Origin of the sequence: Pseudorhodoplanes sp., from assembly GCF_050250235.1 — a bacterium.
In the GTDB taxonomy this organism is placed as follows: domain Bacteria; phylum Pseudomonadota; class Alphaproteobacteria; order Rhizobiales; family Xanthobacteraceae; genus Pseudorhodoplanes.
Window position 1 is genome coordinate 198,439 of sequence record NZ_JBFWPA010000001.1, and the last position, 25,647, is coordinate 224,085.

The 25,647-nt window shown below is 63.7% G+C and carries 21 protein-coding genes; 6 read left to right on the forward strand and 15 right to left on the reverse strand.

Annotated features, from left to right (window positions below; all coding sequences use genetic code 11):
• Window positions 1–31 precede the first annotated feature (31 nt).
• The 6 genes from AB7F49_RS00965 to AB7F49_RS00990 all read left to right on the forward strand — a co-directional run bounded on the left by AB7F49_RS00965 (window position 32) and on the right by AB7F49_RS00990 (window position 8,257).
• Window positions 32–2,089, forward strand: coding sequence for a hydantoinase/oxoprolinase family protein (locus AB7F49_RS00965; RefSeq protein ID WP_428519352.1), 2,058 nt, complete (start codon window positions 32–34; stop codon window positions 2,087–2,089).
• Window positions 2,086–3,786, forward strand: a complete 1,701-nt coding sequence (locus AB7F49_RS00970) for a hydantoinase B/oxoprolinase family protein (RefSeq protein ID WP_428519354.1) — start codon at window positions 2,086–2,088, stop codon at window positions 3,784–3,786. Before AB7F49_RS00965 ends, AB7F49_RS00970 begins: the two co-directional genes overlap by 4 nt.
• 37 nt (window positions 3,787–3,823) lie before the next feature.
• A complete protein-coding gene (locus tag AB7F49_RS00975) occupies window positions 3,824–4,720 on the forward strand; it encodes an alpha/beta hydrolase (RefSeq protein WP_428519356.1) in 897 nt (298 codons plus the stop codon).
• A gap of 15 nt (window positions 4,721–4,735) precedes the next feature.
• Window positions 4,736–6,358 carry a class I adenylate-forming enzyme family protein gene (locus tag AB7F49_RS00980; protein WP_428519358.1) on the forward strand — a complete coding sequence of 541 codons (1,623 nt, stop codon included), beginning with the start codon at window positions 4,736–4,738 and terminating at the stop codon, window positions 6,356–6,358.
• A 108-nt stretch (window positions 6,359–6,466) separates the two neighbouring features.
• Window positions 6,467–7,225, forward strand: coding sequence for a GntR family transcriptional regulator (locus AB7F49_RS00985; RefSeq protein ID WP_428519360.1), 759 nt, complete (start codon window positions 6,467–6,469; stop codon window positions 7,223–7,225).
• Window positions 7,226–7,516: 291 nt separating this feature from the next.
• Window positions 7,517–8,257, forward strand: a complete 741-nt coding sequence (locus AB7F49_RS00990; RefSeq protein WP_428519362.1) for an SDR family NAD(P)-dependent oxidoreductase — start codon at window positions 7,517–7,519, stop codon at window positions 8,255–8,257.
• A 19-nt stretch (window positions 8,258–8,276) separates the two neighbouring features.
• Here AB7F49_RS00990 and AB7F49_RS00995 read toward each other — a convergent pair whose 3' ends face one another.
• From AB7F49_RS00995 to AB7F49_RS01065, 15 genes are read right to left on the reverse strand one after another with little or no spacing between them, the layout of a single operon-like run.
• Entirely contained in the window at window positions 8,277–9,863 is a 1,587-nt protein-coding gene (locus AB7F49_RS00995; RefSeq protein ID WP_428519364.1) for an isochorismatase family protein, read from the reverse strand.
• 26 nt (window positions 9,864–9,889) lie between these two features.
• Window positions 9,890–10,738 (reverse strand): MBL fold metallo-hydrolase, encoded by an 849-nt coding sequence (locus AB7F49_RS01000; RefSeq protein ID WP_428519366.1) that lies wholly within the window; start codon window positions 10,736–10,738, stop codon window positions 9,890–9,892.
• A gap of 58 nt (window positions 10,739–10,796) precedes the next feature.
• Window positions 10,797–11,915 carry a vWA domain-containing protein gene (locus AB7F49_RS01005; RefSeq protein WP_428519368.1) on the reverse strand — a complete coding sequence of 373 codons (1,119 nt, stop codon included), beginning with the start codon at window positions 11,913–11,915 and terminating at the stop codon, window positions 10,797–10,799.
• Window positions 11,912–12,793, reverse strand: coding sequence for an AAA family ATPase (locus AB7F49_RS01010; RefSeq protein WP_428519370.1), 882 nt, complete (start codon window positions 12,791–12,793; stop codon window positions 11,912–11,914). The genes AB7F49_RS01005 and AB7F49_RS01010 overlap by 4 nt, the downstream gene beginning before the upstream one ends.
• Before the next feature lie 5 nt (window positions 12,794–12,798).
• Complete coding sequence (locus AB7F49_RS01015) at window positions 12,799–13,821, reverse strand: xanthine dehydrogenase family protein molybdopterin-binding subunit (protein WP_428519372.1); 1,023 nt, start codon at window positions 13,819–13,821, stop codon at window positions 12,799–12,801.
• Window positions 13,821–15,512 carry a xanthine dehydrogenase family protein molybdopterin-binding subunit gene (locus tag AB7F49_RS01020; RefSeq protein ID WP_428519374.1) on the reverse strand — a complete coding sequence of 564 codons (1,692 nt, stop codon included), beginning with the start codon at window positions 15,510–15,512 and terminating at the stop codon, window positions 13,821–13,823. The genes AB7F49_RS01015 and AB7F49_RS01020 overlap by 1 nt, the downstream gene beginning before the upstream one ends.
• Before the next feature lie 10 nt (window positions 15,513–15,522).
• Entirely contained in the window at window positions 15,523–16,008 is a 486-nt protein-coding gene (locus AB7F49_RS01025) for a (2Fe-2S)-binding protein (protein WP_428519376.1), read from the reverse strand.
• On the reverse strand, window positions 16,008–16,829 hold the full coding sequence (locus tag AB7F49_RS01030; RefSeq protein WP_428519468.1) for an FAD binding domain-containing protein: 822 nt from the start codon (window positions 16,827–16,829) through the stop codon (window positions 16,008–16,010). The genes AB7F49_RS01025 and AB7F49_RS01030 overlap by 1 nt, the downstream gene beginning before the upstream one ends.
• Entirely contained in the window at window positions 16,829–17,284 is a 456-nt protein-coding gene (locus AB7F49_RS01035) for an SRPBCC family protein (protein ID WP_428519378.1), read from the reverse strand. The genes AB7F49_RS01030 and AB7F49_RS01035 overlap by 1 nt, the downstream gene beginning before the upstream one ends.
• Before the next feature lie 6 nt (window positions 17,285–17,290).
• Window positions 17,291–17,728 carry an SRPBCC family protein gene (locus AB7F49_RS01040; protein WP_428519380.1) on the reverse strand — a complete coding sequence of 146 codons (438 nt, stop codon included), beginning with the start codon at window positions 17,726–17,728 and terminating at the stop codon, window positions 17,291–17,293.
• Between the two features lie 4 nt (window positions 17,729–17,732).
• Entirely contained in the window at window positions 17,733–20,666 is a 2,934-nt protein-coding gene (locus AB7F49_RS01045) for a flotillin domain-containing protein (RefSeq protein ID WP_428519382.1), read from the reverse strand.
• Between the two features lie 37 nt (window positions 20,667–20,703).
• On the reverse strand, window positions 20,704–21,549 hold the full coding sequence (locus AB7F49_RS01050; RefSeq protein WP_428519384.1) for a phosphoenolpyruvate hydrolase family protein: 846 nt from the start codon (window positions 21,547–21,549) through the stop codon (window positions 20,704–20,706).
• Between the two features lie 3 nt (window positions 21,550–21,552).
• Window positions 21,553–23,766 (reverse strand): ABC transporter permease, encoded by a 2,214-nt coding sequence (locus AB7F49_RS01055; protein WP_428519386.1) that lies wholly within the window; start codon window positions 23,764–23,766, stop codon window positions 21,553–21,555.
• A gap of 7 nt (window positions 23,767–23,773) precedes the next feature.
• Window positions 23,774–24,559, reverse strand: a complete 786-nt coding sequence (locus tag AB7F49_RS01060) for an ABC transporter ATP-binding protein (protein ID WP_428519470.1) — start codon at window positions 24,557–24,559, stop codon at window positions 23,774–23,776.
• A gap of 2 nt (window positions 24,560–24,561) precedes the next feature.
• Window positions 24,562–25,647 (reverse strand): branched-chain amino acid ABC transporter permease, encoded by a 1,086-nt coding sequence (locus AB7F49_RS01065; protein WP_428519388.1) that lies wholly within the window; start codon window positions 25,645–25,647, stop codon window positions 24,562–24,564.

Sequence of the window (25,647 nt, forward strand, 5' to 3'; positions counted from 1 at the left end):
TATTTAATTAACGCAACAGAGGTTTCTCAGCGTGTCTTGGATCATAGGCGTCGACGTCGGTGGCACTTTCACGGACTTTTTCGCGCTAAGCCTCGCGGACGGCGGAATTCGTGTCTACAAAAGGCCTTCCACGCCGCAAAATCCGGCAGCCGCCATTGTCGAAGGCATGCAGGAAATGTGCGCGGCCTTCGATATCGACCCGGATCTCGTCAGTCGTATCTGTCACGGTACTACGGTCGCCACCAACGCCCTGATTCAACGGCGCGGGGGGCGGGTGGCCTTGCTCACTACCGAGGGATTCCGGGATCTTCTCGAAATCGGCCGCCAGACCCGCCCGCATCTCTTCAGTCTTCAACAGGATAATCCTCGGGCGCTGGTCGACCGCGCCTGGCGTTACGAGGTGGCCGAACGGGTCGGCCCGCGCGGCGAGGTACGTCGACCTCTCTCGATGCCGTCGCTGCAGGAGGCGATATCGCAGATCGCGCGCTCCGACGCGCAATCCTGCGCGGTCGCATTTCTGTTCGCCTTCCTCAATCCGAAACACGAGCGCGACGTGCGCGAGGTTCTCGCCAAGGCACTGCCGCAGATTTACATCTCGCTTTCTTCCGACGTCCAGCCGGAATTTCGCGAATTCGAACGCTTTTCGACTACGGTGCTCAACGCCTACCTGCAGCCGGTGATGGATGCCTATATCACCGAGGTCGGGGCCGAACTCGGCAAGGTCTACAGAAATGCCGCCGTCGGCATCTATCAGTCCAGTGGAGGTCTGATGTCGGTGCAGCGCGCGCGGGCATTGCCGGTGCGCACGGCGCTGTCGGGGCCGGCGGCGGGTGTCGTCGGCGCCGTGCATGTTGGACGTACCGCCAGCCGGCCGAATATCATCACCTTCGATATGGGCGGCACCAGCACCGATGTGTGCCTGATCCGCGATTACACCTTGCCGATCAGCCATGAACGCGACGTCGCCGGCTTTCCGATACGCTTGCCGATGGTCGACATCAACACCATCGGCGCCGGCGGCGGCTCGGTGGCGTGGTTCGACCGCGACGGGCTGATGAAGGTAGGACCGATCAGCGCCGGCGCCGTTCCCGGACCGGCCTGTTACGGTCATGGTGGCGACCGCCCGACCGTGAGCGATGCCAATTGCATTCTCGGACGCCTTGCGCCCGGCGGCCTCATCGGCGGACGAATGACGATGGATATCGCGGCCGCGCGGCAAGTCTTCGCCCCGCTCGCCGAACGTCTGGGCATGAGCATCGAGCACACGGCGCTTGGCGTTCTGGGCATTGTTACCGCCAACATGGTCGGCGCGATCCGCGCCGTATCGGTCGAGCGCGGAAACGATCCTCGAGATTTCGGTCTGATGCCGTTCGGCGGAGCCGGACCGTTGCACGCTGCCGAAGTTGCCCGCAGTCTCGGAATGGAAGAGATCGTGGTGCCGCCGGCACCCGGCATTCTCTGTGCGCTCGGGTTGCTGGTCTCCGACCTGAAGGAGGATTTCGTTCGCACCATGCGCGTCGTTCTCGATGAGCAGGGTCTCGCAGAGGTGCGTGCCTGTGTCGGCGAACTCGCCGCCGATGCCGGCGCATGGGCGGTCCGCGAGGGTGTCGACAATGACAGCCGTTATGACGAAGTGACGCTCGACATGCGCTTTGTCGGACAGAATTTCGAACTCCCGGTTCAAGTCGGCCATTTTCAGCGCGGCCGAGACCTGAGGCTTCCCGATCGCGATGCGCTGCGCGCCCTTTTCTTTCAGGCGCATGACAAGGCGTACGGCTTCCATAATGCCGATGCACAGATCGAGATCGTCAATGTGCGTTTGTCGGCTGGCTGTGCGCTGAGTCCGGTCCGGATCGGCAGCGAAGTCCGGTCGAGCGACAAGCCGCAGATCATCGGGCGGCAGGAGGTGTATTTCACAGAGACCCAGGCCCTCGACACGCCAATCTATGACCGGGCGACCTTCACGCCCGGTTTCACCTTCCAGGGGCCGGCGATTGTCTCGCAATTCGACAGCACAACCCTGGTTTTCCCTGGCGACGCGGTCAGCGTAGATGACAGCCTCAACTTGATCGTGCGGGTCCAGCAATGAATATCGCTACATCCGTTCCCGCTCTCGATCTGATCAAGCTTGAGATTTTGTCCAACGCCCTGCGTTCGATTGCGGACGAGACCTTCATCGCGCTGATGCGCAGCGCCTATTCGACCAATATCAAGGAACGACGCGACCATTCGACCGCGTTCCTCGACATCAAGGGCCGATTGATTGTACAGGCCGCTGCATCGCTGCCAATTCACATTGCCTCAATGAGCGGCATGATACGCCATCTGCGCGCACAATACGGCGCCGATATCCGCAGTGGCGACATCTTCATCGCCAACGACCCGCATGCGGCCGGTGGAACGCATCTGCCGGATATCGGCATGGCCCTGCCGGTCTTCATCGACGACGAGTTGATTGGCTTCATGTGCAATATCGCGCATCACGCCGATGTGGGCGGCTCGGCGCCGGGCAGCATGGCGGGCGGGCTTTCGGAGATATTTCAGGAGGGTCTGCGTATCCCGGTGATCCGGCTGTTCGCGCACGGGGAACTCAATCAGGATTTGTTCCGCATGATCCTGCTCAATGTCCGCATGCCGGACGAACGCCGCGGTGACTATTTTGCGCAAGTGGCGTCGTGCCGGCTCGGCGAAAGGAGGATTCAGGAATTGTGCCGCAAGCATGGGCTTGCCCAGGTCGTGGCGAGCTTTGACAACATCATCGCGCGCACAGAAATGCGGCTACGCAAGGCCATCAGGTCGCTTTCGGACGGGGTGTACCGCTTCGAGGACTTCATGGACGATGACGGCCTCGGCACCAAGGACATCCCGATTCGCCTGTCGGTGACGGTCAAGGGTGAGATCATCCTTTTCGACTTTGCCGGCACGTCGCCTCAGGTGAAGGGCAACATCAATGCGACGCGCAATGCCACCGAGGCCGCGGTCTATTATTCCCTGAAGGCGCTGCTCGATCCCGAGGTCCCGAATAACCAGGGCGTTCTCAACGTTGTGAACATCCGCATTCCGGAGGGCAGCGTTCTGGATGCAGTGTTTCCGGCCCCGGTCGCAGGCCGCGCCCATACCTGCCAGCGTGTCGTGGACGTGGTGATCGGCGCGTTGGCCGAAGCTCTGCCGCAGGAAGTGGTCGGCGCCGCCAACGGCGCCAACACCACTGCGGTGTTTGCCGGCAAGGATCCGCGGACGCTTCGCGATTACGTATATATCGAAACGCTTGGTGGCGGCTTCGGCGGCCGCGCCTCGCATGACGGCACGGACGGCGTTCAGGTCCACATCACCAACACGTCGAATCTTCCGGTTGAAGCGATCGAGATGGAGTTTCCGCTCGAGGTCGAAGCTTATGAGCTCATACCCGACTCGGGCGGCGCCGGTCGCTATCGCGGCGGTCTCGGTTTGCGGCGCATTATTCGCCCTGTCGGGCACGATTGCACTTTCAATGGGGCCGGTGAACGCTTTTTGCGCAGGCCTTGGGGAATTTTCGATGCGGGCGATGGAGCATCGGGTCAATTTTTGAAAATCGATGCGCGGGGCGAGGCGACAAAGCTCCCGGGCAAGGTCAACGATGTCACCGTGCGTGCGGGCGAAAGTATCGTTGTCGAGACGCCGGGCGCCGGAGGCTATGGGCGCGCTGCCGAGCGCTCCCGCGAAGCGCTGGCACATGACTTGCTGATGGGGAAATTCACTCCGGATTTCGTGCGGAAAAATTATCCGCACTACCGGATGGCCGAATAGACAGCGCGGACCCATGACCTTGCCGAGTGCAACGGAGATGAAGATCGAAGCAGCGGCGCCTCGCCGTCGCTTCGTGATTGCGCTCGAGGACGGCGCCGAGGTCGTGGCACGTGTCTATGGCAAGGGTCCACGTCTGGTCCTCAGCCATGGCAACGGTCTGGCGATCGATGCCTACGAAACCTTCTGGCAGCGTCTGACCGGCCGCTATGAAGTTGTGATGTTCGACTTCCGCCATCATGGCCTGAGCACCGCATACCGAGAGCCGCTGCAGAACTGGCCACAATTCATTCGCGATTTCGATGTGGTCACCACGGCAATTCAGTGCGAGCTCGGTCCTGCCGAAGCCGTCGGGATATTTCACTCGATGAGTGCGCTGACCGCGCTGATCCATGCGTCCGAATACCCGACGACCTGGCGCGGCATCGTCGCCTTCGAGCCCCCCGTTCCGCCGCGGCCGGAGCATGAGGATTTTGAACCGTTTTTCTCGCTGCATCGCGATCTTGCTGAAGGCGCGGCCCGCCGGCGCGTGTCGTTCGAAAGCCCGGAGCGCCTGGCGACGAGCTTCGGCAGCCGGCCTTCGTTCAAGAGGATTGATCCGCAGGATCTGCAGCGATTGTCTGCGGCCACCCTGCGCCGCAATGCGCAGAGCGGGCGGTACGATCTTGCCTGCGCGCGCGAATTCGAATCCGAGACCTTCCGCCTGCGCAATCTCGGCGATGCCTGGGGAAGAGTCGGCGCGGCATCGCTGCCCGTGCATGTCGTCGCCGGCAATCCTTCGTCTGACGAGAACCAGTGTCTGGCGACGGTCGCGTGCCGCATAGCACAGGACGGCGGATTCGGCTTCGAGGCCGTGGCCGACTCCACGCATTTTCTTCAGATCGAGCGCCCCGCGGAATGCGTTACGGCAGTCGAACGCTTTATCGCGAGCCTTTAACGTAAGGGGTCGAACATGTCAGCCCTTCAATATCGTCCTCATGCCGAGTCGCTGCGCCGCAAGTTCCGCGAAGAAGGCCATTGGAACGACGACAGGCTGGTCGATTATGTCGAGAAATACGCGAGGGAGCGCGCCGAGAGCATCGCCATGCTGGTTCCGGGCGGAACCGCACTTTCCTACGGCGAGACCTTGTCCCAGGCGCGCCGCTTCGCCAATGCGCTGGTCGCACTCGGTCTGAAAAAAGGCGACACCGTCGCGATCCAGTTGCCCAGCCAGCCCGAATTTCTGATCGCGTATTTCGGCGTGAACATGATGGGGGGCATTCTGTGTACCTTGCACATGCCTTACAGGGCGGCCGAAATGCGCCCACTGATGCAATTCGCTTCGGCGGCTGCCGTCATCTGTGGCGCCGCCAACGATAAGTACGATGCGCCATCGACCATGCGCGGCCTCATGAGCGAGGTGCCAACGCTTAAGCATGTGATCGTCGCAACCGGTGACGCGCCTCCACAATGCCACTCCATGCAAAAGATGATGTCGGACGCGATCGAAGCTCCGATTCCCTACACGGTGGCAGCTTGCGATCCGGCGCTGCTGTGCTTCACGTCGGGCACTTCGGCCTCGCCGAAAGGCGTGATCCGCACTTCGGAAACGATTACCGCGAATGCGCGGATCTATAGCGAGACCATCCGGCTCACCCCGCAAGACAAGGTAATGATCGCGCCACCCTTCACGCACGTCTTCGGCCTGTGCTGCGTCGCGAATGCGATATATCACGGGGCGCCCATCGTACTGCTGCCTCTCTACACTCCGCACGAATATGTGCGAACCATCGCAGAGGGAAAGCCGAGCGTGATCTTTACCGCGCCCGCTCATGTCGCTGCGGCGCTGAAGGGCGGATTGCTGGACGGTGTCGATCTGTCGAGCATCCGCGAGGTTGTCATTGCGGGATCGGTCTGTCCGCCCGAAGTCGCAAAGGCGTTCGAGGATCGGATGCCCAACGGACGCGCCGGTGGCCTGTTCGGGATGACCGAATGCGTTCTTGTGGCACAGACCCCGATCGATGCCGGTCCGGAGGTGCGCCATTACTCGGTCGGGCGCGCGACGCGCGGCATCGAAGCGCGGGTAGCCGATCTCGACGGCAATGTGCTGGCGGCCGGTGCGGAAGGCGAATTGCAACTGTCCGGCTATTCGCTGCTGCCCGGATACCACGACAATGAGGTTGCCAATCAGGCATCGTTCACGGCGGATGGCTGGTTTCGAACCGGGGATCTCGCGACCATCGACGTGGATGGCAACATCGCAATCTGCGGGCGCGTTAAGGATCTGATCAACCGCGGCGGCATCAAGATCAACCCGACGGATATCGAAAATCTCGTCGATTCTCACGAGAAAGTGCTGCAATCCGCCGTGGTGCCCATGCCCGACGATGTCTATGGCGAGCGCGCCTGCCTGTTCGTGGTTCCGCAATCCGGCTGTTCGATTACGCTGGCGGAGGTCAATGCCTACCTGAGCGATCACGGTGTCGCCAAAATGCGATGGCCCGAGCATATCGAGATCATCGACGAAATGCCGATGACGCCGACCCGCAAGATCGTGAAGGGCAAACTGGCGGAGCGCCTGCGCGCGGGACCCTGAACGCGCTGCCGGGTTGCGATTTGGTTGCGGAGCCGCCGGGATGCTATGGAATGAGCTGCGGGCGAATCGTTTTGTCCGCATTCCATCCAGGATGCCGGAACGGCCGATATGAACGTGACCAGGCTTGCCGCCGCACGCGCGGCCGGAAAAAAGCAGCCTAAGCGGGCTGGCGTCGGGCGCCCTCGCGGCACCGGCGCGAGTACGGTGTTCGAAAGTCTGCGCGAGCGGATTCTCAGTCTCGAATTGCCGCCGCACGCCGATATCGACGAACTCACTTTGGTCAAGGAGTTCAAGGTCTCTCGCACCCCAATTCGAGAGGCGCTGATCCGACTTGCTTCCGAGGGATTGGTGGAGTTGCTGCCAAACAAGGGTCCTCGCGTGGTGTCGCTGGATGCGAGGGACGTGCCGGTCATTCTCGAGGCACTCGATCTGGCCCAACGCGCCGTTACCAAATGGGCGGCGATCCGGCGCACGGCCGTCGACCTTGCCGAGATCGAAGCGCGGTGCGACGAGTTTTCCCGCAGGGTACGGGAAAACGACGCCGCCGGAATGAGCGAGGCGAACAAGCAATTTCACACTGCGATCGGCCGCGCCTGCGGAAATCAGCATCTGGAAAGCTGGTACGAAAGCCTGCTCAATGCGAGTATGCGTTTGGCGCGCGCGGCCTATGCGGCCGCCCCGCTGCACAGCAAGACCTACAAGGAATATTATGCACGCGTTGACGCGGAGCATGCTGCGATGGCCCAGGCGATCCGGGCGCGCGATGCTGAAACAGCCGAAAAGCTCGCACGTCAACACACAATCCTTTTTCGCGAACGCGTGGTCGCTTATCTGACCGAAAGCAAAGCGAGCGAGGTCGAGGTGTAAGCATCGCGAACAACTCAGAAGCGAAGCTGTATGAATCGAAAATCCGGAAGTGACCAGCAAGCCCGTGGCGCAGCATGAGGCAAAATCCGATAGGCGCGGCTCGCAAGTTGAATAATGCGAGTTTTTGTTCGCCGTTCGGATACTGGTCTTAAACTGTTTGGCTGCCTGATTGCATGCCATCATGCCAGCTCGGGCCAGGTTTCAGTCCGTCCGCTCTGCATCTCGCAAGTACTGCAAAATCCCGCCGGGATCGCTACAATAACGATCAGGGGACATGAGCCGGATTGCAGGATGAACACGATCGATCTGGAAGGCCGGACCGCGGTTGTGACCGGCGGTGCGTCCGGACTGGGCTTCGCCATCTCGCAGCGCCTGCTCGCATCCGGCGCCCGCGTAGCGATCTGGGACCTTAGTCCGTCATTGAGCTCAGAAACAGCCAATCCGGACCGGGTCGAACTCATTCAAGTCGATGTGCGCGAGCCGCAGTCCGTGGAGCGCGCACTGGTCGAGACCGAGCAAAGATTGTCCAGTATCGACATTCTCGTCAACAATGCCGGCATTACCGGCCCCAATGTGAAGCTGTGGGACTATCCGCTCGATGACTGGCGCGGCGTGATGGCAGTGAATCTGGATGGACCGTTCCTCTGCTCGAAAGCCGTCGTGCCTTCGATGCGTGCGCGCGGTTACGGACGGATCGTGAATATCGCGTCCGTTGCCGGGAAGGACGGCAACCCGAACGCCTCCGCCTACAGCGCAAGCAAGGCCGGATTGATCGCGATGACGAAGTCGCTGGGCAAGGAGTTGGCCGACACCAACATTCGCGTAAATTGCGTCACACCGGCCGCCGTTGAAACGCCGATCTTCGCGCAGATGACGAAGTCGCATATCGATTTCATGCTCTCCAAGATTCCGATGGGGCGGTTCGGGCTGGTCGAGGAGGTGGCCGCGATGGTGGCCTGGCTATGCTCGGAGGAATGTTCCTTCAGCACCGGCGCGGTGTTCGACCTCTCGGGAGGACGGTCGACCTATTGAATGCTGACGGTCAAGACTTTCAGCGGCGGTCCAGCGCCCGCAGCACTTCGGCAGTGGTCGTGACCGCGGCGACATTCCGCATTGCATAGTCGATCGAGGCGCGATGCCAGTCGGCGTTCATGGTTGAGCAGCCGTCCTCAGGGATCACCATCACGTAGCCCTTGTCCGCGCCGGTGCGTGCGGTGTGCTCGATCGACATGTTGGTCCAGGCGCCGGTCTCTATGATGACGTCGCGCCCCTCCGCCTTGAGGATGGTTTCGAGATTGGTGCCCTCCCAGGCGCTCATGCGCATCTTCGAGACAACGTGGTCGCCGGGCTTGGCTTCCAGGCCTGGCACAGGCTCGGCCCCCCAGGTCCCGGCCACCATCGCGCGCGCGTCCAGCACGCCCTCGAACAGAGGCGCGTTCTGCGTCATCCCCCGCGCGCCATCCGGTACCTGGAACCAGACATGGATTACCGGAATGCCCAGCGCGCGGCAGCGCTCCGCGAGCCGTTTGACATTCTCGATGGCATTCTGTTCGCGGCAATGTTGCGGTGATCCGGAGCTCGCAAATGCGCCGCCGTCCATCACCACATCGTTCTGCATGTCCTGAATGACGAGCGCGCAGCGCGAAGGCTCGAGCGTGAGCGAATCGTTGCCGTTGCGCGGTGTTGCGTTCCTATCCGAAACCTGGCGTGTCGGTATGGCCTGCGCCCGCATGAACGGCTCGTTGCGCGGTCCGACCTTGGTCTCGACGGCATAAAGCGACGTGCAGGCGCACACGAACAGCGTGCGCCAGTCGCTGCCGCCCCAATGCAGGTTTGCTGCCGGCAACTCCGGAATGGACACCTTGCCGATCAACTGCCCCGCAGCATTGTAGACCCACAGACCGCCCGGCGCCGTGAGCCAGACATTGCCTTCTGCATCGCACTTCATCCCGTCCGGTACGCCGGGCTTGAGCATGTCCCGGATCCCCGACGCGAACAGGCGGCCGTTGCCAAGGGTGCCGTCGTTCTTCACGTCGAAGACCCTGATGTTGCATTGCTCGGTGTCGTTGACATACAGCCGCGTTTCGTCGGGCGAGAAGCACAGCCCGTTTGGCATCGAGAACAGATAGCGTTCTACGAGCAGCTGCGGGTCGCCGCCGACCTGACCGGGGCGCAGCCGGAACACACCCTGCCAGCCGAGCTGACGCGGCCGCTCGACCCCGTAATGCGGCACACGGCCGTAGAAGGGATCGGAAAAATAGATCGAGCCGTCCGAGCGCACGCAGACGTCGTTCGGGCTGTTGAGCTCGCGGCCTTCGAAATGCGAGGCGAGCACCTCGCGCCGGCCGTCCGGCCGCAGGCGCACCAAGGAGGATGTCGCATGCTCGCAAATGATCAGGTTCAGATCGGGATCATAGGTCAGTCCGTTGCCCTTGTTCGACGGCCGCGTGATCTCACGCACGCCCGACTTGTCCCAGCGCCGCCGGACATCGCCGGGCATGTCGGAAAACAAGAGATACTGGTCGGCCGGATGCCAGATCGGCCCTTCGGTGAAGGTGAAGCCGGTGCCGAGCTGGCGCACCGGCGCGTGCTCGTCGATCAGCCTGCGAAATTCCGGGCGCAGTGCCTCGTGTGTCATCGCTCGAACCTCCCGAATTGTCGCGTTCAGGCCGGGAACCAGTTGCGCCGGTGCACGGTCTGCGAGATCGGTCCGGGGACCGCCATGTCGAGGCGTCCGACGATCTGGCCCTGCTCGACCTTGGCCGGCTTGTCATGGACGGGAAGCAGGAATTTCGACGAATTGAGCAGCTTCTTGATTGCCGCCTTCTCGCCCCGCTTCGAGCCGATATGGTTGCCGGTCACCTGCACTTCGCTCGCGAAGGTGATGTGATAGGGCTCGATGATCTGGTCCTGAAAGTCGTAGATCACGTCGCCGCAGATCGTGGCACGGCCCTCGGCGGTCTCGACATGCACGTTCATCGAGCCGTCGGTGTGCGCGTTCGCGGCTTCCAGCACGACGCCGGGCATCAGTTCGATCGGGCCGGACAATTCGAGGTCCTCGAAGCGCAGCGCGCCCGGCGTATGCAGCCGCTCGACCAGATGCATGATATCAGGCTTCGGATATTGTGGATGCATCAGGCCGGAGACCGAGCATTCCATCTCGCGCCGGTTGAGCACGACCGTGGTGTTCATCGGGAAATGATCGTCCTTGCCGGCATGGTCGATATGCAGGTGGGTATGGCAGACGAAACGAACGTCGCCCATTCTCACGCCATGGCGTGCGAGTTGGTTCTCGATCATGTTCTCGTGAAATTGCAGCCCGCGCATGCCAAGCGATTCCATGATCGCATTGTCGCGATAGCCGGTGTCCACTACGATTGGATATTGACCGCCGAGGATCAGGAACCCGTAGGTATAGACTCGCTTGACGCGCCCGCAGCCGCGGCCAAGCACCAGAAAGCTCGACTCAAGCTCGATGTCGCCATAGTCCAGAACCTTGATCTCGAGCGGCATTTCCGTCCCTCCCACTTGCCTGTTCTGGAGCGGTAAGCCCGCTTCGCAGATATCTTTGTCAACCCGCCTTGCGCTGGAAACGCAGAATTTCCCCGCAGAGGCGCTCCGGACTTGATGCGTTGCCCAGGCGGTCGAGATAGGGCAGCGCCGCCTTGAGCGCCGATGTTTCGACCGCATATCCGTCGTCGCCCGCGAGTGGCGTCAGCCACGCAATCGCCCAGGCGAGCTGCGACATCCGCGCCACTGCGTCCGTCATCGCAGACGGGTCGCCGCGCTCCAGACCGTCCGAGAGCACGATGCAAAACGCGCCGCGTGCGAAGCCGGCAAATCGCGGCACCGCAAGAAAGGCCTGCAGCGCATCGCCCAGCCGTGTGCCGCCATCCCAATCCGCGACCAGAGTCGAGGCCATGGCGAGGGCCTGGTCACGGCTGCTTCTTTTCATGGCTCGGGTGATGCGCGTAAGTCGCGTTCCGAGCGTGAAGACCTCCAGCCGGCTCGTGGCGCGCGCCAGCGCGTGCGCGAAGCGTAGTTGCGCGTCGGTGCGATCCTTCATCGAGCCGGACACATCGATCAGCAGCAGAACACGACGTTGCACCGGGCGTCGCTGCAAGACAGGAAGGCGGACCACCTCCCCATCCCGCCGTACCGCCTCGCGCAACGCACGGCGCATATCGAGCTGTCCGCGAGCCTTTGAACTAATGAGACGGCGCGAACGGCGCTGCGGCAAAGCGACTGGCGCCGCGCGCTGGAACCGGCGCAGGATCTCATTCTCCGTCGCTTCGCCGAAATGGCGCGCGAACAGCCGTTCCGCGCCGGTCGGCGCGCTCCCGGACTGTTCGGGCTCGGCGCTTTCAGGCGGCTCATTGCCGCCATCGCGGTCGTCGAAGGCCTGTATCTCATCGTCGTCGTCGGCCTTTGCCGCCGCAGGCGCGGCAACAGTCTGTCCGAGAAACACCAAACGGAAGAGTGCGTCGAATTCGTCGCGACGCTCCGGTGGCGGCGCGAGCGTGGCGATCGCCGCGCGATGCACGTCGCTGATTGAGCGCGGGCCGAGCAGGCCGACACCGGCAACAAAGCTCTCGGTCTGTTCCGGCGCCAACGAAAAGTCGTTGGCCCGCAGCGATGCGGCAAAGTCCATGAACGGTAGGAGAGGGCGGGGAAGCGGGCTCGCGTTCATGCAGCGGCCTCCTGCAGCATGCCATCGAGCCGCGGCGCCATGAAGGCGATATCGTCCTGATCCTTCAGCGCCACGCCGATGGCGCGCTTGAAGGCGGCCGGCCATGGCGCGCCCTGTTCGTTGAGCAAGGTCGCTGCTTCGGCCCACTCCACCGTTTCGGCGACGCCCGGCGGCTTGGCCAGCGGCTCGCGCCGCAACGCTCCGACCGCCGCAACCACGCGATTGGCCGTGTCGCGCGCCACCTGACTTGCGCGCATCATCACGATCTGCGCTTCGAGCGCCGGATCGGGATAGGAGATCCAGTGATAGACGCAGCGTCGCCGCAGCGCCTCGTGCAGTTCGCGGGTCCGGTTGGAGGTCAGGACCACGACCGGATGTTCTTCGGCGCGGATCGTGCCGCGTTCCGGAATCGAGATCGAGAAGTCGGAGAGAAATTCCAGCAGGAAGGCTTCGAACTCATGGTCGGCGCGGTCGATCTCGTCGATCAGCAGCACGGTGTCGCGCGGATGCCGCAGCGCTTCCAGCATCGGCCGCGCGACCAGGAACTCGTCGGCGTAGATGTTGATGTATGCGTCTCCGGCCTGACGGATCGAGAGCATCTGGCGCGGATAATTCCATTCGTAGAGCGCGTGCGCCGCGTCGATTCCCTCATAGCATTGCAGCCGCAAGAGCTGGCGCCCGAGCACGGAGGCGAGCGCCTTCGCGCCCTCGGTCTTGCCGACGCCCGGCGCCCCTTCCAGAAGCAGCGGCTTGCCCAGCGCGAGCGCCAGATAGGCCGCGGTCGCGAGGCCCTCATCGGCGAGATATTGGGCGTCGCGCAAGGCTGAGGCCAGCCGGTCCGGGCTGTCGATACCAACGATGGAACGCCTGATTGCCACTATTGCTACCGCTTCGTCTGCGGCCGCGCGCCGCCATTGCTTCTGATGCCGCGAAGAACCTTTTCGGGCGTGATCGGCAACTCGTCGATGCGCACGCCGACCGCGTTGAACACCGCATTGGCGACGGCCGGGAGGACCGGGTTGGCGCACATTTCGCCAGGTCCCTTGCCGCCGAATGGTCCGTCGGGCGCCGGACGTTCGAGAATCGCGACGTTGTGCGGAGCGATGTCGCCAGGTCCCGGCATCACGTAATTGTTGAAGTCTGTCGGTGCGTGGCTGCGATCGGGATAATAAGGCTCGGTGGTTTCCCAGAGCACATGACTCATCCCCATCCACGCGCCGCCGATCAGTTGCTGCTCGACGAGCTTTGGATTCAGCGCGCGACCGAGCTCATAGGCGCTGTTCATCTCAACGACGCGGACCTCGCCGGTCTCGTCATCGACTTCGACTTCGACGATCATCGCTGCATGGGCAAAGCAGGAGACTGGCGTCTGCTCGCCGGTTTCAGGATCGACCTCGGACATGGGAATGAGGAAGATGCCGCGTCCCGAGACCGTGCGTCCCTGCTTGAACTGCGCCGCGCCGCAGGCTTCCGCGGTGGTGATCGAGCGTGACGGCGCGCCCTTGACATGAATCTTGCCTTTGCCGTCGGTGACGAGATCGCTGGCATCGACCTCCAGTTCCTCGGCGGCCGCTTCCAGCATCACCGCGCGTGCCTCTCGCGCGGCCTGGATGACGGCATTGCCGACGCGATGCGTGCCGCGCGAGGCGAATGAGCCCATGCAATGCGGCCCGGTATCGGAATCGGCAGTATCGACATAGACGTCCTCAACCGGGATGCCGAGAGTCTCGGCGGCGATCTGCCGCGTCACCGATTTCATGCCCTGGCCGAGATCGATGGATGACAGCGCGACCATGAACTTGCCGTCCGGATTGGAATGGACCAGTGCCTGGCTCGGATCGCCACCGAGATTCATCCCGATCGGATAATTGATGGCAGCGAAGCCGCGTCCGCGATGCAGGGCCATCAACGCCTCCTCAGTCCGGAGATGGATGAAAAGCGGATTGGTGTGCGGCGTTGATCGGGAGCAGCCGGAGGGGACGGTGCGGACGGCGGGGCAGGGGGCTCCGGTCGCGCCCCAATCCGGGACTGATGTTGAGTGGGCCCCGGTTGGCCTGCGGATGGCTGCTGCGTCGGCGCAACGGGTTGCGTAAACGCAGGTGTGGGATGCGGTGCCGAAGGTTGCTCCTGCCGCTTGGTCTTGCGCGCATAACTGCCGGTGCGCCCTCCTGTCACGCGACCGTTCTCGTCCGTTGCTGTACGCGCCGGCAGTTCGGCGCGCGTACCTCCACCGCCGCGCAACGAAGATGCCTCCCGCGCGGTCGGGCTGATTGACCACTTGGCCTTTTCGGCCGCCACCTGGCAGCACTCGATCACCGCGGTGTTCTTGGCGATCCGCCGGTGCGCCTTCATGTCGCCGTCGCGATAGGCGTTGAGGATGCGTAATTCGATCGGATCCATGCCGACGAGGTGCGCCACCTTGTCCATATGGGTTTCGATGGCGAAGTCGACCCCGGTGATACCGAAACCGCGCATTGCGGTGGCCGGTGTGCGGTTGGTGTAGACGCAATAGACGTCGGCATGCACGTTCGGGATGGTGTAAGGGCCGGGCAGGTGGCCGACCGCCTTGATCACCGCGTAGCTGGTCAGCCGCGTATAGGCGCCGCCGTCGAAATAGCCGGTGAACTTGCGCGCGACGATGCGCCCGTCCCTCATCACGCCGTCCTTGATGTACCAGCGTTCGGCGCCGCGGGGCGGCCCGGCCTGCATCTCCTCCTGGCGGCCGAACTGATACTTGCAGGGGCGACCGGTCAGCATCGCGCCGAGGATCGCCATCGGCTCGTGCAGCGAGTCGACCTTGCCGCCGAAGCCGCCGCCTACGGTGCCACCGATGAAATGCAACCGGTTGGATGCGAGGTTCAGGAGCTTGGCCGCGGTACCGAGCGAAAAGAACAATCCTTGCGTCGCCGTATAGCAGACGAAGCGGTCGTTGGTTTCAGGCGCCGCGATTGCGCCCGCCGGTTCGGTCGGGGCGTGCTCGATCGGCGACATCTGATAGCGGCCTTCGAGCACATGATCGGCGCCGGAAAAGGCCGCCTCCACATCGCCAAACCGCAGCTTCTGGTGATCGTACTTGTCGTGATAGACGAACAGATTCTTCGGATAGGCCTCGTTGACTGCCGGCGCACCCGGCTTGATCGCCTCTTCGGCGTCAAGCACGTGTGGCAACACGTCCCAGTCAACCCGAACCTTCGCCACCGCGTCCAGCGCGATGCGCTCGCTCTCGGCAATGACCGCCGCCACCGGCTCGCCCCGGTAGCTCACCTTCTTGTCCGAGATGAGCGGCTCGTCGTCCAGGCCGAAATCGAGCAGGCTCAGAAGAGTGTTGAGATTTCGCGGCACGTCTTTGCCCAGCACGATGCGCACCACGCCTGGCATGCGCTCTGCCTCGCTTGTGTCGATGCGGCGGATGCGGGCATGATGATGCGGGCTCCGCACGCATTTGATATGCAGCAGCCCGTCGAACAAATGATCGTCGAAATAGGGCGAGCGTCCTGTGACGTGGCCGAGCGCGTCCTGCCGCTGCGTCGGCTTGCCGATCTCGTTGAGATTGTCGTCGCGCTCGTCGGCGAACAGGTCCTTGCGGAATTCGATCACGGCTTCATCCCTATCCGTAATGGCGTGCGGCGCCGGTGCGTGCGGCGGCAAGAATGGCGTCGATGATGGGCTCGTAGCCGGTACAGCGGCAGATATTCCCGGAGATCGCCTCGACCACCTCCTCGCGCGAGGGGCCCGGGTTGCGGTCGAGCAGGGCCTTGGCGGCCATCAGCATGCCGGGCGTGCAATAGCCGCATTGGGCGGCAAAGTGTTCCATGAATGCCGACTGCAGCGGGTGCAGGCTATTGCCGGTGGCGAGACCGGCCACGGTCGTGACCTGGCTACCTGCAACGGTTTCGGCGAGCACAAGACATGACAGACACGGTTCGCCATCGACAAGAACCGTGCAGGTACCACAGGTGCCCTGGCCGCAGCCGAACTTTGGCGTCAGATCGCCGACACCTCGGCGAAGGACATCCAGCAGATTCTGCCCCTCTGTGACAAACACTGCCTTTTCCGCACCGTTGAGATGAAACTCGAGCGGCTTGCGCGCCATCACGCTCTCCCTTGCATCGCCAGCATGCGCTTCAGATGCACAGCCGCCACTTCGCGGCGATACCAGCCCGACGCGATGGCGTCGGTCGGCGGATCGATGCCCTCGGTCGCCACCGCGGCTGCCCGTTCGATGGCTGCCGCATCGAGCGGCCGGCCTTCCAGCGCGCGTTCGACCGCCGTCGCCCGAAGCGGCGCCGGTCCCATCGCGCCGTAGGCGATACGCGCTCCCTGGATGCGACCGCCGGATTGCGGCAGGTGCGCCGCGATCGACATCACCGACACGCCCTTCGGCTTCACGCGGCTGACCTTGAGGAAGCGGAATGCGTCCGGGTCGCGCGGTCGCGGGATCGAAACCGACGCGACCAGCGACTGTCCAAACCTCGCACGGTCGCGCAGCAGGTCGTCGATGGTCGTGCCGGCTCCCCCCGAACCTGCGATATCGATGCGCGCGCCGAGCGCCAGCAATGCGGCTGCGAAGTCGCCGTAAGGCGCATCGGCGAACAGATTGCCACCGATTGTCGCCATCGTCCGCACGGCCGGTCCGCCGACGGCTCGCGCCACCGGATGCAGGAACGCAAGATCGCGATTGCTCGCGATCATCGCCATGGTGACGCCAGCGCCGAGCACGAAGCCGTCGCCGCTGCTGCGGATCGCGCGGAAAGCCGGGTCGGTGGCGCGGACGATGGTATCGAACGACTGATCGCCCTCGTTGACGCTTCGCATCACGATCGTGCCGCCACCCAGAAAACGCGCACTGCGAGTCGCGGCAAGCGCGCGCGCGGCCTCTTCGATTCTGGCGAATGTTTCGACGCGTACCGGCATCATGTGCCTCTCGGTGGCGTGAGCCCCATGAATGCGCGCACGGCGCGGAAGCCGCCTTCATAGATGTCCTCGCCGACCATCCGCGCCAGCTCCGCATCGCGTCCCGCGGGCGTATCGAAGCGGGACTCCCAATGCCAGAACGTCATGTCGCCATCGGTGACCGGCGCAAGGCGCACATGGGCGACATAGTTGAAGAGCGGTACCGGCGTATCCAGCAGGCAATAGCTGAATGCCATGTCGATGTCGGACAGGGTCAGCAACTGCTCGCGCAACTCCGAACCGTCGGCGAGGTGGAAGCGGCGCACGCAGCCGACCCTGTCCGATGAAAATCCGCGCTCGATATGGCTGTCGGCCACCGCCGGGTGCCACTGGTCGTGACCGTTGAAGTCACGCAGCACCGCCCACACCGATTCGACCGGCGCTTCGACGATGGTGCTCTTCACGACTTTCACCATGACGGTCTATTTCCCGAAATGCCGTTTGAGAGCATCGAAGCCGGCCTGGAACACATTGGTGCCGATACCGGTGACGAGTTCGTCAGCGACGCTCGCGTCGCACTCGAACTCGGCCGTCCATTCGATGAAGGTGCGATTGCCGTCGCTCACCGGCGTGAGCCTCAGTGTCGCGATATAGCCGGTGATCGGCATCGGGCTTTCGAGGATCGTGTAGGTGCAGAACATGTCGTAGTCGGACAGCCCCAGCAGCCGCTCGCGGATGCGGTCGCCGTTCTGCAGATTGAAGTCGCGCACGCAGCCCACTTTGTCCGGCGGCTCTCCGTTTTCGATGCGGCTTTCCCGAATGCGCGGATGCCAGCGCGGCAGGCCGTTGAAGTCGCGCACCCGCTCCCAGACCCGGGCGGCGGGGGCATCGATCACACTCGATACGAAGACACGCGGCATGGGTCTATTCCGGCTTCTTCGATCGTGAACCGGACGGCCGGCCCGCCGGTGTGCCGGCGGACGAGTCACCTCCGCCGCCTTCGGCCGGGCGCTGGGCTTCCTTCTTCGCGTCGTTGGCGATCCGCTGCATGTCGGCCGCCTCGCGGATCAGGCCGCCTTGTCTGGCGAGACCGCCGCCTTCGATGCCGATATCCGCCAGCAGGCTGTCCACCAGCGGCGCCTGCACCCGGTAGCGCAGCGCCGAATTGATCACCTCGTCGGTCATGTTGCTGCGTTCGCCGCCGCCGCCATTGCCAATGCCGTCAAGCTGCATGATGCGGATGTCCTGGATCTTCTCCAGCGGCTTGACCGAAGCCGACACGATGCCTTCGACATGCTCCAGCAGCTTGCGCCGGAACAGGGACTGCCGTGCCGGATCGGTGAGGACATTTTCTGCCTCGTTGAGCAGCTTCTGTGCCTCGGCCTCCACGGCACGCCGGATCTTCTCGGCGCTGGCGGCCAGCTTGGCCTCCTCGGCCGCCTTGTCCGCCATCACCAGGTCGATGCTGCGGCGCCGGTTGGCTTCCTCGGTCTCCCGTGCGGTCTTGACGCGTTCTTCGGCTTCGACGGCGCGTGCCCGAGCCTGATCGGCATCGGCCCGGGCCGCCGATTCCTCCAGCGATTTCTTGTAGAGCGTAATGGCCTTTTCCATCTGCGCCGACTCGACATCGCGCTCGCGCCCGACTTCGAGCCTGCGGCGCTCGGTCTCGTGACCGATGCGCGCTTCGTCCAGCCCCCGCTCGGAGGCGATCCGGGCTCGTTCGATCTCCTCCTTGGAGGCAATCTCGGCCTCGCGCAGGGCCTGGACCCGAGCGATCTCAAGCTGTTCCAGCGAGCGCTTGCGCTCGAGCCTGGCGGCGTCGAGGACACGTTCGCGCGCGATGTCCGATGCTTCGATATCGCGTTGCGCGGTGATCTCGGCCTGACGCACCCGGGAATCGGCCTCGGCGCGCGCGGCTTTCTTCGCCGCCAATTCGATGATCCGGTTCTCCTCCGCGTCCTCGATCGTCCGGCGCCGCACTATATCCGTGACCTCGCGGTCGCGCTGCGAGGCGATGCGTTCCTGTTCCAGTTCGAGTTCGACCTGGATGCGCTGGCGTTCGACCGCCTCGCGGCGCTTGATTTCGCTTGCCTCGACGGCCTCGTCGCGGCTGATCTGGCGCTGCCGCACATCCTGTTCGGCGGCAATGCGCTCGGCGTCGAGCGCTTTCTTCTGCGCGATCCGCGCAGCTTCCACGGCTTCGTCGGCAGCGACCTGGGCCTCGTCGAGGACCCGGTTGCGCTGGATTTCAAGATCGCGGACCTCGCGGTCGCGCTCGACCCGATCGCGCGCGGTCTCACGCTCCTTCTCGATGCGAAGCTGGTCCAGCGTCCGTCGCGACGTGACTTCGGCGGTCTCGACGGCCTGGTTGCGCTCGATCTCGCGGCTGCGGGTATCCGCCTCGGCGGCGATGCGATCGGCCGAGATCTTGCGCTCGCGCGCGATACGCGCCGCCTCGATGGCCTGCTGCGCCGCGATTTCCGCTTCCTCGATCGCTTTCTGCCGCTCGATCTCCAGCGACCTGATCTTGCGGTCGTTCTGGATGCGCTCCTGATTGATCTGGGCCGCCTCCAGAATGCGCAGTTTCTCGGTCGCCTCGCGCGACGCGATCTCGGCCTCTTCGACCGCGCGTCCACGTGCGATTTCGCGCCGGCTGATTTCTTCCTGGTTTGCGATGCGGGCGCTGGCGACCGTCAGTTCCTGAGCGATGCGGGCCTTTTCGGTCGCTTCGCGGGCCGCGATCTCGGCCTCCTCGATGGTGCGCTGACGAACGATATCGCGGGTCTGGGTTTCCTGCTCATTGACGATGCGGGCTTCCCTCACCGAGCGTTCCTGGGAGATACGCGCCTTCTCGATTTCCTCGCGGGTGACGATCTCGGCCGCATCGATGGCCTTCTGGCGCTCGATCTCAAGCCGGCGGATCTCGCGCTCCGACGTGATGCGGGTTTCCGCGATCGCCCGTTCGTTTCCGATGCGGGCCTTGGCAATCGCCTCGTTCGCCGTGATCTGCGCGCTCTCCGCCTCGGTCTCGCGCTCCGCGCGCTCGCGCGCCAGTTCGGCGCGCTGCTGGGCGCGGCGAAATTCGATGTCCCGCTCCTGCATGAGCCTGGCTTCTTCACTCTCGCGCTCGATCGCGAGCGCCTCCTTCTCCGCCTCCAGGTTGCGCGCGCGAATGCGGATGATCGAGTCCTGCTCGATATCATTGCGCAATTTCCGGCGTTCCTCGATGTCCTTGATCAGCGAGGTCAGGCCTTCCGCATCGAAGCGGTTGGATGGATTGAAATATTCGAGACCGGTCTGATCGATATCCATGATCGCAACGGATTCGAGCTCCAGTCCGTTCCGGTTCAGGTCCTCCTGCGCCATGTCCTTCACGCGCGTGACGTAATCGCCGCGCTTCTCGTGCATCTCCCCCATCGTCATTTCGGCGGCGATCGCACGCAGCGCCGACTCGAATTTTCCCGACAGCAGGACATGCAGGTTCTGGGCTTCGAGCGTGCGCCGGCCAAGCGTCGAGGCTGCGATTGAGACGGCGTCCCGGGTTCGGCGCACGCGGACATAGAACTCCGCTTCGACATCGACGCGGATGCGGTCGCGCGTAATCAGTGCCTCGTCCTTGCTTCGCATCACCTGCAAAGGAAGCGTGTTCATGTTGACGGGCGTGGTGTCGTGAATGATCGGCCACACGAACGCGCCCCCGTCGATCACCACTTTCTCTCCGAGAAAACCGGTGCGGACGAATGCGATTTCCTTGGTCGAGCGGCGATAGAGGTATGTCATCACCCAGTAGATGATTGCGATGACGATGACCGCCAGGATGAGCCACAGAATGATCTGGCCGATGAGCTGACCTGTCATGAGATGTCCTCCCAGCTTGGCGTCGCCCCGTCGGGCGTCACGCCGGGCTTCCTTTCCTGCCTGTGATCCGCTTGAAGGTGCGGGTTTGTTCGGTGAGCGCCACCTCGGTCGGCAGCCGCTCCATGGAGGAGGCGCCGTAGAAGCCGTGGCAGTTTTCGGTGTTGCGCAGAATGAATTCGGCGTCCGCAGGCATCGCGACCGGACCGCCGTGAACGAGAATGATGACATCCCGCCTTACCTTCAGGGCGGCCTCGGCCCAACTCTCGACCATCGCCGGACATTGATCGAGCTTCAGCACGGTGTGCGCGCCGATCGTGCCGCCAGTGGTCAAACCGAGATGACAGACGATGATGTCGGCGCCGGCCTTCGCCATGTCCGCGGCCTCATTCTCATTGAAGACATAGGGCGTCGTCAGCATGTCCCTGCCGCGCGCTTTCGCGATCATGTCGACTTCCAGTCCGAAGGACATGCCGGTCTCTTCGAGGTTCGCGCGGAACACGCCGTCGATCAGCCCTACGGTCGGGAAGTTCTGCACGCCTGAGAATCCGACGCGTTTCAGTTCCTCCAGAAACACATCCATGAGGCGGAAGGGGTCGGTTGCGTTGACTCCTGCAAGAACCGGCGTGTGCTTGACGACCGGCAACACCTCGCGCGCCATGTCGAGCACGATCTGGTTGGCGTCGCCATAGGCCAGCAATCCGGCAAGCGAGCCGCGCCCGGCCATGCGGTAGCGTCCGGAATTGTAGATCACGATGAGATCGATGCCGCCGTCTTCCTCGCACTTCGCGGACAAACCGGTTCCGGCGCCGCCGCCGACGATCGGGACACCGCGATCGATCATGTCGCGAAACCGTTCGAGGATGGCGGCCCGTTCGATCGCCATGGCTTACCTCACGACCTGTCGGCGCTGCGGTCTTCCGCCGCCATGCAGCGAGAGGAAGGCCCGCACCAGTTCGGCGGCGAATGCCGTGTCGTTGATGTGGTGCGGCAGACGAATGAGCTGTCGCGTTGGCGTCTGCCGCACCGTGGCTTCCAGCGCTGAAAACAGTGCCTGGTCCGCCGCCGGATCGTGAAATGGCTGCCCCGGGGCATCCAGCATCGAGACGCCGCCTTCGGGCAGGAAGAAGCGGACCGGCGCGGTCATCTGATTGAGCCTGTCGCCGATCCAGCGGCCCATTGCCGCGTTCTCCTCCGGCGTGGTCCGCATCAGCGTGATCTGCGGGTTATGACGGTAGAGCAGGCGGCCGCGGTATCGTTCCGGCACCGTGTCCGGCGCACCGAAATTCACCATGTCGAGCGCGCCGCAGGATCCGACATAGGGCATGCGCTGACGGATGATGGCGCCGAAGCGGTCGTCCGTCGCCGGAAACTTGCCGCCCATCAGGAGGTCGCAGACTTCGGTGGTGCTGATGTCGATCACGCCCTGCACAAGCCCGCTGTCGACCAGCTTCTCCATGGACTGGCCGCCGATGCCGGTCGCATGGAACACGAGACAGTCATATTTGCCTTTCAGCGCGGCCGTGACCTGCTGCACGCATGGCGTGGTGACGCCGAACATGGTCAGTCCGACCGCGGGCAAATGCTCCGTTCCGCCGTGGCGACCTGCTCTGATGCGTGAGGCCGCCGTGTTTCGCCGCGCCTGCACCATACCGACCATGGCACTGGCGCCGTTGGCCAACACCGCGCGGGTGATCGAGTTGAGCCCCTGTACGTCGGCAACCGAGTGCATCATCATGATGTCGGAAGGGCCGACATAGCGGCTTACATCGCCTGACGCGATCGTGGAGATGATGAGCTTCGGAACGCCGACGGTGAGAGCCCGCATGCCGGGGGCGACCATGGCCGTGCCGCCCGATCCGCCGGCAGCGATCACGCCGGCGACGCCGCTCTGGCGCGCGATCCAGCGCTCGAAGGCCAGCGTCATGGCTGCAACGGCTTCGCCGCGATCTCCGACGAAGACGCCGCTTGCGCCGCGCGGATGATGGGCCGCGACCTGATGCGCGGGAACGTCGGCACCGGTATGCCGTCCGGTCGTCGACAGGTCCACGAGGCGAACGCCGAGTTCGGCTTTCTGGATCAGGTCGCGAATGTAGCGAAGCTCTTCGCCCTTGGTGTCGAGCGTGCCAACGACGAGGACGACGCTTTCGCCGGGGGAGGCGAGGGCATGCAACTCCTGTCCGACCGCGCGCGCACCGGAAACCACACCGGTGATGGTTCGCGCCGCCTGTTCGATCTGACGAACGGGCACGGGCTTGGTCCAGCGATTGGGGATTGCCGGATTGGCGATGTAGACCTTGGTTGGTAAACCTGCCGGCGGCGCAGGATCGGCGGCCGCCAGGGTTGCGGTGTTGTCGTCCGCGCGCTCGCCCTCGCCATGGCGGCCGACACCGAGCAGGCGCTGCTGCAATTCGCGGTCCGCGGCCAATTGTGCGGAATCGATCATCCGCCCGATGCGTCCGTTGACCATGATGCCGACGCGGTCGGACACGGTGGTGGCGACGTGAATATTCTGCTCGATCACAAGAACGTCGATTTCGCCCTGCTCGCCGATACGAAGCAGCATGTCCTCGACCTGGCTCACGATCACGGGCGCGAGCCCTTCGGTCGGCTCGTCCATGACGAGAAGCCTGGGATTGGTGATCAGCGCGCGGCCGATCGCCAGCATCTGCTGCTCCCCGCCGGACAGCTGTCCGCCGCTGTTGTTCTTGCGTTCCGCCAGTCGCGGAAAGGTTGAATAGATACGCTCGATGGTCCATGCACCGCGGCGGCCGGCTCCGACCAGCCGCAGATGCTCGTCGACGGTGAGCGAACGCCACAGCCGCCGCCCCTGCGGCACATACCCGATGCCGAGCTGGGAAATCTCGGACGGCGTCCGTCCGGCGAGTTCCTCGCCGTTGAACCGGATGGAGCCGCTCTCGATCCGGACGAGACCCATGATCGCGTTGCACAGCGTACTCTTGCCCATGCCGTTGCGGCCGACGACCGACAGGACGCCGGTCTGGAGCGTCAGGTTGACGCCCTGCAGCGCATGTGAGGCACCGTAATAGACGTTGAGGCCTGCGATATCGAGGCCCGGGGCGACGCGGCGGCGTTCAGCCATGTGACGTCTATCCATGGCCCGTCCCCAGATAGAGCTCCTGCACTTCCGGATCGTTCTCGATCTCGTCTGGCCGGCCTTCCTTGAAGACGCGGCCGTTATGCATCATCGACACGCTTTCGGCGACGCGGAGCGCCACATCCATGTCGTGTTCGATGATGATGAACCCGATGTGGCGCGGAAGATTGGTCAGTATCTCGACGAGTTCGGAGCGTTCCGTTGGCGACAGGCCCGCGGCCGGTTCGTCGAACAGGACCAGGCGAGGCGCACCCGCGAGCGCGAGCGCGATCTCGAGCTGGCGCTGCTGGCCGTGCGAGAGTTCGGCGACCCTGGTTTCGCGCACGGCAGTGAGATGGACGGCAGCGACCAATTCCTCCGCGGATTGCATCAGAACGTCGTTCCTGCGCGGTCGCAGCAGCGAAAAGCGTCCTCGCGAAACACCACGGCAGGCAAGGTAGACATTGTCGAGGACCCTCAAACCGCCGAACAGGAGCGAAATCTGATAGGTCCTTCGCAGTCCACGACGGATGCGCTCGTGCGGTGGAAAGTTGGTGACGTCCTCGCCGAACAGCCGGATCGTGCCCGAGGTCGGCAGGAAATCGCCTGTCACGCAGTTGAACAGCGTGGTCTTGCCCGCACCGTTGGAGCCAAGCACGCCGCGCCGCTCACCCGGCTTCACGGTTAGTGTGACATCAGAAAGCGCAGCGAGGGCGCCGAACATGCGGGTCACGCCACGCAGTTCCAGTGCGCTCCCGGTCCCGGTCAGGCGGTCCGTGGTCGGACGCTCGGCGGGCATGCTCATGTGCCGCCTCCGCTGCCAAGGAGGGGATTGGCGCGATTGCGCATCCGGTTACGGAAGCGGTCCCACAGGCCGAGCACTCCGTCCGGAGACCAGAAAACGACAGCAAGGAAGACGAGACCGATCAGAGTCTTGAACCGTTCACCGGGAAGGCCGACACCTTCCAGGATGTCCGGCGAAAAGGTGCGCACGATCACGTAGATGAGCGCGCCGATGAAAGGCCCGATCGGCCGGCTCAGGCCGCCGACAATCGCGATGACAAGAATGTCGATGACGGCGGCAATGCCGGCGGTGCCCGGCGATATCTGTGCGTTCTGCCAGACCAGCAGAATGCCCGCGACCGCGGCGATTGCGCCTGCAAAGGTGTAGGCGGCAATGCGGTGGGCGACGACATTGAAGCCGAGCGCGGCCATGCGGCGCGGGTTGTCGCGGATGCCCTGCAGCGCCAGACCGAATGGCGAGCGCGACACGTATACGACCGCAAAATAGGCGGCGGTCGCGCAGGCCAGGCTCAAATAGTAGAATGGGATCGGTTGCCGCCAGTCTACGCCGAACAATGGTGGCGGCACCACGCTGGCGAAGCCGCTATAGCCGTTGAAGATCGTGTAGTTCTGACGCGTGAAATAGAAGAATGCCGTCGCGATCGCGAGCGTGATCATGATCGTGTAGATGCCTTCGGTCCGTACCGCCAGCGCACCGGCAAGCGTTGCAAACAGCGCTGCGATCACGATCGCGACCGGGATATAAAGCCACCACGGCCAACCGAGGCTGATGGCCTGCATGCCGCTGGTGCCGAGGATCGCCACCATGTAGCCCGCAAGTGCGGCGACCGACATCTGCACCAGGCTCACCATGCCGCCATACCCGCCCAGAAACATCAGGCTGAGTGCGATCATGCCGAGGATGAACGCCCAGCCGAGGATCTGGTAAAGCACGAAGCCGCTGGCCATCGCCGGCATCAGCAGCAACAGCGCACCGACGATCCAATAGGCGCGCGGAACCTGCTGTATCCACGCGAAGGTGTCGCCCGAAACACGGGGCGTCGCGGCTGCGAGCGGCGTTTCCCTCGATTCCGCGATCGTCAT

What these genes read in the sequence shown, in the direction of transcription:
- AB7F49_RS00970 (WP_428519354.1), top strand. Translation starts at nt 2,086, where the DNA reads ATGAATATCGCTACATCCGTTCCCGCTCTCGATCTGATCAAGCTTGAG.
- AB7F49_RS00975 (WP_428519356.1), top strand. Translation starts at nt 3,824, where the DNA reads ATGAAGATCGAAGCAGCGGCGCCTCGCCGTCGCTTCGTGATTGCGCTC.
- AB7F49_RS00980 (WP_428519358.1), top strand. Translation starts at nt 4,736, where the DNA reads ATGTCAGCCCTTCAATATCGTCCTCATGCCGAGTCGCTGCGCCGCAAG.
- AB7F49_RS00985 (WP_428519360.1), top strand. Translation starts at nt 6,467, where the DNA reads ATGAACGTGACCAGGCTTGCCGCCGCACGCGCGGCCGGAAAAAAGCAG.
- AB7F49_RS00990 (WP_428519362.1), top strand. Translation starts at nt 7,517, where the DNA reads ATGAACACGATCGATCTGGAAGGCCGGACCGCGGTTGTGACCGGCGGT.
- AB7F49_RS00995 (WP_428519364.1), bottom strand. Translation starts at nt 9,863, where the DNA reads ATGACACACGAGGCACTGCGCCCGGAATTTCGCAGGCTGATCGACGAG.
- AB7F49_RS01000 (WP_428519366.1), bottom strand. Translation starts at nt 10,738, where the DNA reads ATGCCGCTCGAGATCAAGGTTCTGGACTATGGCGACATCGAGCTTGAG.
- AB7F49_RS01005 (WP_428519368.1), bottom strand. Translation starts at nt 11,915, where the DNA reads ATGAACGCGAGCCCGCTTCCCCGCCCTCTCCTACCGTTCATGGACTTT.
- AB7F49_RS01015 (WP_428519372.1), bottom strand. Translation starts at nt 13,821, where the DNA reads ATGGCCCTGCATCGCGGACGCGGCTTCGCTGCCATCAATTATCCGATC.
- AB7F49_RS01025 (WP_428519376.1), bottom strand. Translation starts at nt 16,008, where the DNA reads ATGGCGCGCAAGCCGCTCGAGTTTCATCTCAACGGTGCGGAAAAGGCA.
- AB7F49_RS01030 (WP_428519468.1), bottom strand. Translation starts at nt 16,829, where the DNA reads ATGCCGGTACGCGTCGAAACATTCGCCAGAATCGAAGAGGCCGCGCGC.
- AB7F49_RS01035 (WP_428519378.1), bottom strand. Translation starts at nt 17,284, where the DNA reads ATGGTGAAAGTCGTGAAGAGCACCATCGTCGAAGCGCCGGTCGAATCG.
- AB7F49_RS01040 (WP_428519380.1), bottom strand. Translation starts at nt 17,728, where the DNA reads ATGCCGCGTGTCTTCGTATCGAGTGTGATCGATGCCCCCGCCGCCCGG.
- AB7F49_RS01045 (WP_428519382.1), bottom strand. Translation starts at nt 20,666, where the DNA reads ATGACAGGTCAGCTCATCGGCCAGATCATTCTGTGGCTCATCCTGGCG.
- AB7F49_RS01050 (WP_428519384.1), bottom strand. Translation starts at nt 21,549, where the DNA reads ATGGCGATCGAACGGGCCGCCATCCTCGAACGGTTTCGCGACATGATC.
- AB7F49_RS01055 (WP_428519386.1), bottom strand. Translation starts at nt 23,766, where the DNA reads ATGGCTGAACGCCGCCGCGTCGCCCCGGGCCTCGATATCGCAGGCCTC.
- AB7F49_RS01060 (WP_428519470.1), bottom strand. Translation starts at nt 24,559, where the DNA reads ATGCCCGCCGAGCGTCCGACCACGGACCGCCTGACCGGGACCGGGAGC.
- AB7F49_RS01065 (WP_428519388.1), bottom strand. Translation starts at nt 25,647, where the DNA reads ATGACGATCGCGGAATCGAGGGAAACGCCGCTCGCAGCCGCGACGCCC.